The following is a 12,941-nucleotide window of genomic DNA, read 5'->3' as shown; positions in this document are numbered from 1 at the left end:
AACGAAAGATCGGCGTGGCGGCCGGGCGAAAAAAAAGCGCCGCGAGGGCGCCGGGGGCCGGGCCTCGTCGGGAATCAGCGCTGGGCGGTGGTAGTGCTCATGTCGCACGCTAGGCCGGCGTTGCCGCGGGCCACCTGGGCTGTTTGGGTCAGGGGTGCATGGTAAACCAATCGCGGCGGGCCTGCGCAGGCGCCGCGTGGCATGATGCGAGCGCCGTTTCCGCCGCGCGACCCGATGACCACCAAAGGCAAGGCCACTTCCCTCGACATCGCCTACCTGGCGGGCGTTTCGCAGCCGACGGTGTCGCGCGCCCTGCGTGGCAGCCCGATGGTCAACGAAGAAACCCGGCGGCGCATCCTGAGCATCGCCCGGCAGCTGAACTACAAGGTCGACAAGAATGCCTCCAGCCTGCGCCTGCGCAATGCCGGCACGCTGGCCCTGCTGTTCTTCGAGGACCCGACCCCGGACGATTCGCTGATCAACCCGTTCTTCCATTCGATGCTGGGCTCGATCACCCGCGCCTGCGCCCTGCGCGGCTATGACCTGCTGGTGTCGTTCCAGCAGCTGTCCACCGATTGGCAGGCCGACTACGAGGACAGCAACAAGGCCGACGGCATCATCCTGCTCGGCTATGGCGACTACCATGAGTCGCGCGCGCGGCTGCAGACCCTGGTCGAGCAGGGCACGCATTTCGTGCGCTGGGGTGCCGCCCTGCCGGACCAGCCCGGCGTGTCCATCGGCAGCGACAACTTCCAGGGCGGGTTCGACATCACCGGCCACCTGCTGGCGCAGGGCTGCCGGCGCATCGCGTTCCTGGGGCACGCCTCCAGCCACTACCCCGAGTTCGAGGAGCGCTATCGCGGCCATGTGGAGGCGATGCGTGCGGCGGGCATCCAGGCCGAGCCGGCGCTGCAGCAGGATGCGATCACCACCGAGCAGTCCGGCTACGACGCCTGCCAGGCGCTGCTGGCACGCGGCGAGCGCTTCGACGCGGTATGCGCGGCGAGCGACCTGATCGCCATCGGCGCGATGCGGGCGTTGCGCGAGCACGGCCTGCAGGTGCCGGCCGACGTGGCCGTGACGGGGTTCGACGACATCCCGCTGGCCGGCTCGGTCTCGCCCTCGCTGACGACCGTGCAGCAGGACACCAAGCTGGCGGGCAGCCTGCTGGTGGACGGGTTGATCGCGCTGATCCGCGGTGAAGCGGCGGAAAGCCGGGCCATTCCGACCCGGCTGGTGCCGCGAGATTCCTCTCGGCGATAAGAGCAACGGGCCGACGGCCGGCCCGCGTTCCCGATCCTCACGTCAAACCTGCCCCTCCCCTCGTAGGTGCGGCTGCCGCCGCGATGGCCATCCCACCGTTGACGACGCCGCCTGTCGGGGCTGAAGCCCCTCCTACGGGTTCGACGTAGCCGGTGCCTCGCGCTGGGCATCGCGCGCATCACGCGCCGCCTGCTGCTTCATCGCCTGCGCCAGCGCCGCCTGCAAGCCCGCGTCGCGCACGGGCGCGTCGAGCAGGAACACCCGCACGCCGTGGGCCGGCACGTCGGCCGCCAGCCGGCCCCTCGCCTTCACCGGCGCGCCATCGAACGCATCGCGCCATGCCCCGGCCTGCACGTAGCGATCCGCCTGCAGCGTCTTCGGGGCGTCGCCCTTGTTGAGCATCACCAGGGCCGTCTGCGCCTGCCCGTCATGCTGGTAGACGCGCAGGAAGACCGCTTCGTCGCCCTGCAGCCGCAGGTTCACCTGCAGGCCGCGCTGCAACGCCACGCTCTCCTCGCGCAGCCGCGCGATACGCCGCAGCGGCGCGTAGATCGGGCTTTGCGGCGCGGCATCGATGCGTTCCTGGCCGAAATACGCGCGGTTGCCCGCATGCTCGGCCCGCCCGCGCATGAAGCCGATCTCCGAGCCGTAGTACAGCACCGGAATGCCGCGCGCGGTGAACAGCCAGTTGTTGGCGTCGATGAACCCCGCATCGGTGGCATCGAGCCGCGCCATGTCATGGTTGTCGTAGAACGTCATCAGCTCGTAGGGGTTGCGATACGGCCCCTCCCCCAGGAACAGCGTGCCGTCCAGCTTCTCGAAGCCTTCGCCCTTGCGGCCGAACACCTCGGACATCGCGCCGCGCTGCGGGAAATCGAGCACGCTCACGCCGGCGTTGCGCTGCCAGGTGTGGCGCGCGATGGAGGCCGGGTCGTAGTCGAAGGCTTCGCCGAACATGAAAAAGCCGGGCTTGTGTGCCCGGATGCGCGCACTGAAGGCGTGCCAGAACCGGTCCGGCATCCAGGCGATGGTGTCGATGCGGAACGCGTCGGCGCCCTGGTCCAGCCATTGCAGATACGCGCCGGCCAGGTAATCCAGCACCGCCGGATTGTCCTGGTTGAAGTCGGCCAACTCGGCCAGGTTGCCGTCGAAGATCGAACCATCCTTCGCATCCACCGCGCCGATGTTGTTGTAGAACGCGTGCAGCGGGTTGTGCTTCGGATCGAGCTTGCGCGGCGGCAGGTTCTGGTGGTCGGCCAATAGCTTGCCGTCACGGTCGAACACCTGGCCGAACTTCGCCTGCTTGCGGGTCATGCCGAACGCCGGCGAGCCGTGGTTGCCCACGATGTCCAGCACCACCTTCAGGTCCTTGGCGTGCAGCGCGCGGGTGAAACCGGCGAAATCCAGTCCCGGGCTCGGCAGGTGCTCGTCGAGCTGGTAGAAGTTCACGCCCCAGTAGCCGTGGTAGCCGGTCTTGCCGTTGTCGCTGAGGTTGCTGTCGCAGCTCACCGGCTTGCCGCCGCTGAACGGCTCGTCCGGGTTGTCGACGATCGGGGTGATCCACACCGCGCCAAAGCCCAGGTCGCGGATGTAGCCGGCATTGTCGGCCACGCCCTTGAAGTCGCCGCCGAGGTAGCCGATGTTGCCGTCGATGCCGTCCGGGCAATGCACCGGGATGTCGAAGGTGGGGTGCTGCCCGCCCTGGTCGCGGTGGTCATTGGACGGGTCGCCGTTGACGAAGCGGTCGGTGACGACGAAGTACACCGCGTCGCTGGCGAACGGCTCCAGCGTGCCGTAATAGTCCGGGGCCGAGGCAGCGTGGGACGTGCCAGCGAGCAGTGCCAGGCAGGTGCCGAGGAACAGGATCGAGCGCGAATGCATCAGGGAGTCTCCGAAACGGCGGGCACCCGCAGCGCGCACACGCCGGCGATGAGCAGGCTCACGCCGCCCAGCACCAGCACGCGCATCGGCTCGCCGCCCAGCAGCGTGCGCAGCACGAAGCCGAGCGCGCTGGCGGCGACCAGCTGCGGGATCACGATGAAGAAATTGAAGATGCCCATGTACACGCCCATCTTCGCCGCCGGCACGCTGTCCGACAGCAAGGCGTAGGGCAGCGAGAGGATCGAGGCCCAGGCAAAGCCGACCCCGACCATCGACAGCAGCAGCCAGTGCGGGTCGCCGATCACCGTCAGCGAGATCAAGCCCAGCCCGCCCAGCCACAGGTTGACCAGGTGGCTCCAGCGCAGGCCGATGGCGCGCACCATCCACGGGATCAGCAGCGCGGCCACGGCGGCGAAGCCGTTGTACGCACCGAACAGCACGCCCACCCAGTTGGCGCCTTCGTTGTAGGCGGCCGACGCGGTATCCGTCGCCCCGAAGTGGCGCCCTGCCACCGCCGCGGTGGTGTAGATCCACATCGCGAACAGCGCGAACCAGGAGAAGAACTGCACCCACGCCAGCCGGCGCATGGTCGCGGGCATGCCGCGCAGGTCGTCCACGATCGCCGACAGCATGTGCGTGCCCGGCAGCTGGCGCGCGAGCCACAGCAGCACGCCGTAACCGGCGCACAGGCCGGCCAGCACGTAGAGCATGCGGTCGCCATCGCGCCAGGCAATGGCCGCCGCCAGCACGATGCCGATCACCAGCCAGCGTACGACCTGCGCGAACGGCGGCGGGCCATTACGCCGTTCGGCGCGGTGCGCCACGGCGGGTTCGGCGTCGTCGAAGGCGGCCAGCTGCTGCGGCGAATACTCGCGCGTGCGCAGCACCGTCCAGCCGATGGACAGCAGCAGTACCGCCGCGCCGGCATAGAACGACCAGCGCACCGTATCGGGCACCTGCCCCGGCGCGGCGGTATTGGCCACGCCCCAGTGCGCCAGCAGGTAGGGCAGGAAACTGGCGACGATCGCGCCCACGCCGATGAAGAAACTCTGCATCGCGTAGCCGGTGGGGCGCTGGCGCGGCGAAAGCTGGTCGCCGACGAAGGCGCGGAACGGCTCCATCGAAATGTTGATGGAGGCATCCAGTATCCACAGCGTGCCGGCGGCGATCCACAGCGCGGGCGAGTTCGGCATCACCAGCAGCGCCAGCGTGGTGAACAGCGCGCCGAGCATGAAGTAGGGCCGGCGGCGGCCCCAGCGCGTCCAGGTGCGGTCGGAGAGGTAGCCGATCACCGGCTGCACGAGCAGGCCGGTCAGCGGCGCGGCGATCCACAGCCCGGGCACGGCGTCCATCGGCGCGCCGAGCGTTTCGAAGATGCGGCTGGCGTTGGCGTTCTGCAGGGCAAACCCGAACTGGATGCCGAGGAAGCCGAAACACATGTTCCATATCTGCCAGAACGACAGGCGCGGCTTGGACGTCATCGGGCGGCCTCCACGACCGGCAGCGGGTACAGGCTCAGGCTCAGCACGCGGGCGTCGTTGACCACGCCCTCGTGCCCGCCCTGCCCGCCCGTGTAATGGGCGAAATGCGCCAGCGCGCTCATGTTGAAACCGGGTTCCAGCGCGAGGCGGCAAGGTCCGCGGCCGGCCTGGAATTCCACCAGCGTCGAGTCCTGCGGGCCCACGCTGTGCGGCAGCACCACGGCAAGCCGTTGCGCCGGCAAGCCCTCGCACTGCACCTGCAGCTGCTTCACCGCCGCGGTCACGCCGGTGTTGATCGGGCCGTGCGGGTTGTCGTAGCGCAAGCGCGCGCGCCACACGCCGGGGCGCGGGGCCGTCCAGCGCCAGTCGCCGGGCCCCTCGAGGTGGAGAAGCTCGCCGACGCAGGCTTCCGGGCTCGGCAGCGATTCCAGCCCGTCGCGGCCACGGCGCGTGAGCCGCAGGCAGGTCGCCGCGCCGGGCGCCAGCGACACGCGCGTCGTGCCGGCGGGCTGCGCCACGCCATCGCGCCACAGCACCTCGTCGGCGCCCACGTGGACCCGCCACGCGGCGCCCTCGGCCTCCACGGCCGGCGCGGCGGGCGTGGCCGGCGCGAAGCGCGCGGTGGGCTGCGGCGGCGCGCTGGCGGCACTGCGGCGGCCGACCAGTTGCACCACGGTCTGTTCGCCGCGGGTTTCCACCTTGCCGGCCACCAGCAGGTCGCCTTGCACGCGCGCCGGGCGCACCAGCACGTAGCGATGCGCGCCCTCGTCCAGGGTAATGCGATCGCGCGTGCCGAACAGCATGGGCACCAGCGACACCGGCAGCTTCGGCGCGACCTGCCCGTCCGGCATCACGCCGAACACGGCTTCGCGCACCATCGCCAGGTAGCCGGCCACCGACCACAGCTGGCGCTGCGAATTGACGACCGGGCCGCTCAGCTTGCCGTCGTCCACATGCACGGCCTGGCTGAGCATCTCGTAGTTCTCCATGTTCGAACCGGCCAGCGCGGCACCGCGCAGGATCGACTCGATCTCCACCGCGATGCGCGGCGCATCGTCCAACTGGCGCGCCGCGCGCAGCGCGTAGGCGCTGACGAACGGCCAGATCGCGCGGTTGTGGTAGATGGGCTGGTCCGCTTCCTGCGGCCACACCACGGGGCTGCCGGCGGCCGTGGTGGGATAGCCTTGCAACGCGCGGCGCGCGCGTTCGGCCGGGAACACGTCGGCCAGCACGCCGAGCGACAGGCCCAGCAGGTCGTACTTGGCCACCGGCAGCGGCGCGGACGCGCCGCCCCCGGCGTTGCGACCGCCGGCCGGGCCGAGGTAGCTCATGTATTGCCCGGCGTCCTCTCGCCAGAAAAGCTGGTCGATCTGCGTGCGCAGCGCATCAGCCCACTGCGCGTACTGCGCCGCGCGGGCGTCGCCGTGGCGCCGCGCCAACGCTTCGGCCAACCGCAGCGCCTGGTAGTGCAGGACGTTGGTGGACAGCGCGTAGGACTCGCCGATGAAGCGCACGTCCTGCGCAGTCCAGCCCGGGTAGGTCTGCTCGCGCCAATCCAGGAACGAGGTCTCGCCGCGATACAGGCCCACCGAGGCGTCGAACGCGTACTGGCGATCCTGCGCCACGGTCGCCTGCAGGGCTTGCCAGGTCTCCGCGGCGAAGGCCTCGTCGTCGAGCAGGTCGCGCGCGGCCAGGAACCACACCACGCGGTCGGTGCTGATCGGCCAGCTACCGCCCGATCCGGTGTCCTGGGCCACGAACAGCCCCGGCGTGTGCCCGTCGCGCGCCGGCGAGAGCTTGAAGCGCAACGATTGGCGGGTGCGTTGCGGGTCCAGCCGTGCCAGCGCCAGGTCGGCCGCGAAGCTCATGTCGCGCGTCCACACGTAGGGCCAGCGCGCACCGGTCTGGAAGCACTCGCACGGCACCGGCCGCCCTTCGTCGAAGGCCGGATCACGGATCGCATCGACCCGATTGGCGTCCAGCTCCTGCTGCGCCAGCGCGAACAGCGCATCGAACAGCGCGCTGCCGGTGTCGCTGCGCATCGGCTGCGCGGCGATGCGCACGTCCTCGCCGGACGCGTGCAGCACGTAGCCACCGTCGGTGGCGGTCTCGGCGCGCGCTTGGCGGCCGTCGAATTCCAGGTCCGCCGCAGCCGCGGCCGGACCCGCCGTCGCCCCGAGGGCCACGGCCAGGCAGATCATCTTCAGCATCGAAGCGGCAAACCGGTTCGCACCGGCCAGCCTCCCTCCCTCTTTGCCCGCGTGGTGGTGCACGCCGGTCGCCCGGCGCACGTTCGCGGCCCCCTCCCAGGGGCCTGCCACATGGTAGGCACGGCGGCGTGATGCGCGTCCAGCTGCATACGTATTCATGGCGTGCGGCGCGGCGCGAGCGGCCACCGTCGCTATAGTCCCCGGCAGTCACGCGGCCGCCTTGGGAGGGGAAATGCCGTCGTTGTTCCTGTTGCGGCGCGTGCCGCGCATCCTGCTGGTCCTGTGCGCCGCGGCCTGCGGCATCGCCTCGCTGCATGCCGAACCGGCCACCGTGGCCAGCGTCGAATCGCCCGGCAAGGTGCTGCGCGTGGCCTTCGAACTGGACGGGGGGCAACCCAGCTACCGCGTCGAGCGCTTCGGCGAGCCGGTGGTGGGCCGCTCCAAGCTGGGGTTCCAGTTGCGGGACGGCCGCCTGGATCGCGACCTGGCCGCCCTGGCGCAGGAAACCCGCAGCGTCGACGACACCTGGGAACAACCCTGGGGCGAGCGCCGCTTCGTGCGCAACCACTACAACGAACTGGTGGTGCACCTGGCCGAACGCGGCGGCGCCAAGCGGCGGCTGGACGTGGTGTTCCGCGTCTACGACGACGGCCTCGGCTTCCGCTACCGCTTCCCGGAGCAGCCGGGAATGCGCGAGGCAATCATCGACGACGAGCTGACCGAGTTCGACATCGCCCCCGAATCGACCGCCTGGTGGATCCCCGCCGGCGAGCCGATCCACTATGAATACCTGTATCGCCGCACGCCGCTGGACGAAGTGCCGCTGGCGCACACGCCGATCACCCTGCGCAGCCACGACGGGCTGCACGTATCGATCCACGAGGCCGCGCTGGTGGACTACGCCGGCATGTGGCTGCGCCGCACCGAGGGCCAGCGCCTGCGCGCGCAGCTCTCGCCGGCCGCCGAGGGCTGGAAGGTGCGGCGCACCCTGCCCTTCGACACGCCCTGGCGCACGCTGCAGATCAGCGACCGCGCCGGCGGCCTGGTCGAATCCAGCCTGATCCTCAACCTCAACGAGCCCAACAAGCTCGGCGATGTCAGCTGGGTGCACCCGGCCAAGTACATCGGCGTGTGGTGGTCGATGCACCTGAACCAGGAGACCTGGGCCACCGGTCCCAGGCACGCGGCCACCACGAAGAACACCAAGCGCTATATCGACTTCGCCGCCGCGCACGGCTTCCGCGGCGTGCTGGTGGAAGGCTGGAACCCGGGCTGGAACGGTGATTGGGTCGGCAACGGCAACGGCTTCGACTTCACCCGACCCACGCCGGATTTCGACATCGAAGCGCTCTCGGCGTATGGCGCGCGCAAGGGCGTGCACCTGATCGGCCACCACGAGACCGGCTGCGCGATCGACCACTACGAGGACCAACTCGGCGCCGCGCTGGACCTGTATGCGCGCCTGGGCGTGGATGCGGTCAAGACGGGCTACGTGTGCGACGACGGCCAGGTGGAACGACGCAACCCGGCCGGTGGCGCGCCGTGGCGCGAATGGCACGACGGCCAGTTCATGGCCGAGCACCACCTCAAAGTGGTGGAGGAAGCCGCGGCGCGGCATATCGCGGTCAACGCGCACGAGCCGATCAAGGACACCGGCCTGCGCCGCACGTATCCCAACTGGATGTCGCGCGAAGGTGCGCGCGGCATGGAATACAACGCCTGGGGCCAGCCGCCCAACCCGCCCGAGCACGAGGTCAACCTCGTATTCACCCGGCTGTTGGCCGGGCCGATGGACTACACCCCGGGCATCGTCAGCCTGGTGGGCCGCAACGGGCAGAAGATCCCCAGCACCCTCGCCCGCCAGCTGGCGCTGTACGTGACCCTGTACAGCCCGCTGCAGATGGCGGCCGACCTGCCCGAGCGCTACGAACAGCACCGCGACGCCTTCCGCTTCATCGAGGACGTGGCCGTGGATTGGGACGACACCCGCGTGCTGGACGGCGAGGTGGGTGACTACGTCACCATCGCGCGCAAGGACCGGCACAGCCGCGACTGGTTCCTGGGCAGCATCACCGACGAGTACGGCCGCGTGCTGCCGGTATCCCTTTCCTTCCTGGAACCGGGCGTTCGCTATCGCGCGGAGATATACCGCGATGGCGACGGCGCGGATTTCCGCACGAATCCCTTCGCGTTCGTGCGCGAGACGCGCGAAGTCCGCAGCGGCGATACGCTGGAACTGAAGCTGGCGCCCGGCGGCGGCGAGGCCGTGCGTTTCATTCCTTTGCCGTAGCCACCGCATCTGTAGGAGCGGCTTCAGCCGCGACCTGCCACATGGCGGTCGCGGCTGAAGCCGCTCCTACATTGGAAACGCTGCACGCGCCCGCCGCTGGCATAGCCGCGCCGCTTGGAATCGATTCCAGCGCGATGACCCGCATTGAATACGTATGCAGAAATATTCATACGCGCAGCACACTGCCTACCATTACCCACAGTCGCGCACCGCCCTGGTTGCGACGCGCTACCCGCTCGCGGGGGCGACACAATTCGAAATGACAACATTGCCTGGGAGGGGAAAATGTTGAACCACAAGCACAGCGCGCTGAGCATCGCGCTGGCCGCCGCCATGATGCCCATGATGGCCGCCGCGCAATCGGCCGATCCGGCCGCCGAAGACACGCAGGCCACACCGTCGAGCGATGTCACCAACCTGGATACCGTCGAGGTCACCGGCATCCGCCGCGGCATCGAGAGCGCCATCGCGGTCAAGCGCGATTCCACCTCGGTGGTCGAGGCGATCTCGGCCGAGGACATCGGCAAGCTGCCGGACATCTCCATCGCCGAATCGCTGTCGCGCCTGCCGGGCCTGTCGGCCCAGCGCGTGGCCGGTCGCGCGCAGGTGATCAGCGTGCGCGGCCTGTCGCCCGACTTCGCCACCACCCTGCTCAACGGCCGCGAGGTCGTCAGCACCGGCGACAACCGCAGCGTCGAGTTCGACCAGTACCCGGCCGAGCTGATGAACGGCGTCACCGTATACAAGACCCCGGATGCCGGCCTGGTCGGCCAGGGCCTGTCGGGCACCATCGACATGCAGACCGTGCGACCGCTGAGCTTCAGCGAGCGCGTGATCACTGTCGGCGGGCACTTCCAGAACAACTCGCTGGGCAAGGCGGCCAACGTCGACGCCAACGGCAACCGCTTCAACGCCAGCTACATCGACCAGTTCGCCGACAAGACCTGGGGCATCTCGATCGGCTACGCGCACACCGACACGCCGATCCAGGAAAACCAGGTCGGCCTGTACGAGCCGTGGAGCACCGAGAACACCGACCAGGGCTACCGCCCCGGCGTGCCGGCGGGCACCTACTACTCGGATGGCATCAAGGCCCTGCGCCGCACCGGCAACGCCAAGCGCGACGCCTTCATGGCCACCGTGCAGTTCCGCCCGTCCAACGCCTGGACCAGCACGCTGGACGCCTTCCACACCAAGGCCGAGCAGATCGACACCGCCAACCAGTTCGAGGTCAACCTCAGCAACTACAACGGCGGCTACACCCCGGGCCTGAACGTCACCGGCGTGCAGGTCAACGACAACGGCACCATGACCGGCGGCACCGCCAGCGGCGTGTACCCGCTGGTGCGCGGCATGTACAACAAGCGCGAGGACAAGATCGACGCGTTTGGCTGGAACAACGAATTCACCACCGATTCGGGCATCCGCTTCAACGCCGACGTCAGCTACTCCAAGGCCACCCGCGAAGAGCTGAACCTGGAGAACAACACCCAGCTGACTCCGATGCCGCAACTCGATACGGTCGGCCTGACCTATCGCAGCAACGACTTCTCGCAGCTGGTGCCGGGCCGCGACTATTCCGACCCGAGCACGCTCTACCTGACCAACACCATCTACGGCTCCGGCTACGGCAAGGTGCCCAGCGTGGAAGACCGCCTCAAGGGCGCGCGCCTGCAGGCCAGCTTCCCGATGCAGCTGGGCTGGTTCTCGGACCTGGACGTGGGCGTGAACTACGCCGACCGCGAAAAGCACAAGGAACAGCCGGAAGGCAACATCCTGCTCGGCGCCCAGGGCGACACCGCCATCGCCAGCGACCTGCAGTACAGCCCGGTCAACCTCGGCTTCGCCGGCGTGGGCTATATCCCGGCCTGGAACGTGCCGGCCGCCGTGGGCCGCTACATGATCTTCGAGCCGGTGGACGACCTGTCCTACCTGGTGTCGAAGGCCTGGACGGTGAACGAGAAGATCACCACCGCCTGGCTGAAGGCCAACCTGGATACCGAGCTGGGCGAGAACGTCACCCTGCGCGGCAACATCGGCGTGCAGATGCAGCACACCGACCAGTCCTCCCAGGCCAACTACTGGGACGGCACCCAGCCGGCCGGCAACGAAGTGCAGCCGTACGAAGCGGGCAAGACCTACAACGACTGGCTGCCGAGCATGAACCTGGTGTTCGGCTTCCCGCACGACCAGACGCTGCGCTTCGCCGCCGCTAAGCAGGTCGCGCGCCCGCGCGTGGACCAGATGCGCGCCTCGCTGGAATTCGGCGTGGATACGGCCACCGGCAAGCCCGGCGCCAGCGGCGGCAACCCGCTGCTCGACCCGTGGCGCGCCAACGCGCTGGACCTCTCCTACGAGAAGTATTTCGGCGAAAAGGCCTATGTGGCCGCCGCGGTGTTCTACAAGGACCTGAAGAGCTACATCTACACGCAGAGCCGCGACAACTACGATTTCTCCTCGTTCGTGGCCGATTACGTCCCGCCGCCGGGCGGCGCGCCGGCGCAGACCATCGGCACGTTCACCGCGCCGGAGAACGGCAACGGCGGCACGCTGCGCGGCCTGGAACTGACTGCCTCGCTGCCGCTGGACATGCTGTGGTCGCCGCTGCGCGGCTTCGGCGTGCAGGCCAGCGCGACGTTCAACGACAGCGACGTGAAGATCCGCGATCCGGAGAGCGCCTCCAGCGTGGGCAGCGGCGAGATCAGCCTGCCGGGCCTGTCCGACCGCGTGTACAACTTCACCGCCTACTACGAGAACAAGGGCTTCGAGGCCCGCGTGAGCCAGCGCCGTCGTTCGGACTTCATCGGCGAGATCGGCAACTTCAACGGCAACCGCACGCTGCGTTACGTGGTCGGCGAGAGCGTCACCGACGCGCAGGTCAGCTACAGCTTCGGCGATTCGCTGGAAGGCCTGAGCATCCTGCTGCAGGTGAGCAACCTCACCAACGCGCCGTACCGCACCTACGCCGGGCAGAAGGATCGCCCGCTGGAATACATCGAGTGGGGCCGTACCTACCTGATGGGCGTGACGTACAAGTTCTGATCCCTCCCAAAGGTGCAGAAAGGAAGGGCCCGCTGCTTCGGCAGCGGGCCTTTTTCTTTTGCTCAGTCGCCCAGCGCCGGTGGGCAGGCCACCACGCGGGAAAGAAACGGCCGGGCGTGTTGCCGGGTGGCGGCCGCTTCGGCCTCGAGCCACCTTCGCAGCCGCGCGATCTTGTCGTGCTGGCAACGCTTGACCGGCGCGGCGAACCAGAACGCGCGCCCATCGGAGGCGACGAACGTATGTGCCGGCACCAGCAGGCCGGCGCGCAATTCGCGCTCGAACACCAGCGGCGAGGCGATCGCCACGCCCTGCCCCGCCACCGCCGCGGCGACGTCCAGGTGCGTTTCCGGCAGGCGCGCGCCGAGCTTCCCGGAGAGATCCGCCAGCGGAAATCCGCGTGCGCGATACCACAGGCGCCACCAGTCGGGCCTGCCCAGCAGCGGCAGGTCGAGCGGCTGGCCGGGGTCTTCGATCGCGCCGGCGGCGCGGCGCAGCGGCGGCGCGCACAGCGGCATGAAGATGCACGGGAACAACCGGGCCGCGTGCAACCCACGCCAGTGGCCATGCCCGGCGCGGATGGCCGCATCGAATTGGCCAGACGACAGATCGCGCACGTCGCGCGACATTTCCAGTTCGATGGACAGGTGCGGGTGCTGGCGATGGAAGCCATCCAGGCGCGGCGCGAGCCAGCCCATGCCCAGGCTGGGCGGCGCGGTGAGGTTCAACCGCGCCGGCGCCTGGCCCACCGGCCCCGGGCGCGCCGTCGCATCGCCT

At 69.2% G+C, this 12,941-nt stretch carries 7 protein-coding genes; 3 read left to right on the top strand and 4 right to left on the bottom strand.

Translation table 11 applies throughout. The annotated features are described in order from the left end of the window. Positions 1 to 234 precede the first annotated feature (234 nt). Complete coding sequence (locus P6166_RS04365) at positions 235 to 1,263, top strand: LacI family DNA-binding transcriptional regulator (protein ID WP_277763302.1); 1,029 nt, start codon at positions 235 to 237, stop codon at positions 1,261 to 1,263. A gap of 132 nt (positions 1,264 to 1,395) precedes the next feature. Here the strand turns inward: P6166_RS04365 and P6166_RS04360 are convergent, their stop codons facing one another. From P6166_RS04360 to P6166_RS04350, 3 genes are read right to left on the bottom strand one after another with little or no spacing between them, the layout of a single operon-like run. Next, positions 1,396 to 3,144 (bottom strand): alpha-amylase family glycosyl hydrolase, encoded by a 1,749-nt coding sequence (locus P6166_RS04360; RefSeq protein WP_277763301.1) that lies wholly within the window; start codon positions 3,142 to 3,144, stop codon positions 1,396 to 1,398. Continuing rightward, complete coding sequence (locus P6166_RS04355; RefSeq protein ID WP_277763300.1) at positions 3,144 to 4,625, bottom strand: MFS transporter; 1,482 nt, start codon at positions 4,623 to 4,625, stop codon at positions 3,144 to 3,146. Before P6166_RS04355 ends, P6166_RS04360 begins: the two co-directional genes overlap by 1 nt. Continuing rightward, positions 4,622 to 6,835, bottom strand: a complete 2,214-nt coding sequence (locus P6166_RS04350) for a Six-hairpin glycosidase-like protein (protein WP_277763299.1) — start codon at positions 6,833 to 6,835, stop codon at positions 4,622 to 4,624. Before P6166_RS04350 ends, P6166_RS04355 begins: the two co-directional genes overlap by 4 nt. Positions 6,836 to 7,067: 232 nt before the next feature. Between P6166_RS04350 and P6166_RS04345 the strand changes: the two genes are divergently transcribed. Then, the gene (locus P6166_RS04345; protein WP_277763298.1) at positions 7,068 to 9,125 is read left to right on the top strand and encodes a glycoside hydrolase family 97 protein; all 2,058 of its coding nucleotides are present in this window, start codon (positions 7,068 to 7,070) and stop codon (positions 9,123 to 9,125) included. 285 nt (positions 9,126 to 9,410) lie between these two features. After that, entirely contained in the window at positions 9,411 to 12,167 is a 2,757-nt protein-coding gene (locus P6166_RS04340) for a TonB-dependent receptor (protein WP_277763297.1), read from the top strand. 62 nt (positions 12,168 to 12,229) lie between these two features. On the opposite strand, the gene P6166_RS04335 is transcribed toward P6166_RS04340, so the two are convergent. Then, positions 12,230 to 12,913, bottom strand: coding sequence for a LysR substrate-binding domain-containing protein (locus tag P6166_RS04335; protein WP_277763296.1), 684 nt, complete (start codon positions 12,911 to 12,913; stop codon positions 12,230 to 12,232). Positions 12,914 to 12,941: the final 28 nt, after the last annotated feature.

The organism is Stenotrophomonas sp. HITSZ_GD (genome assembly GCF_029543105.1).
Lineage (GTDB): Bacteria > Pseudomonadota > Gammaproteobacteria > Xanthomonadales > Xanthomonadaceae > Stenotrophomonas_A.
This window is presented reverse-complemented; position numbering and strand designations above follow the sequence as displayed.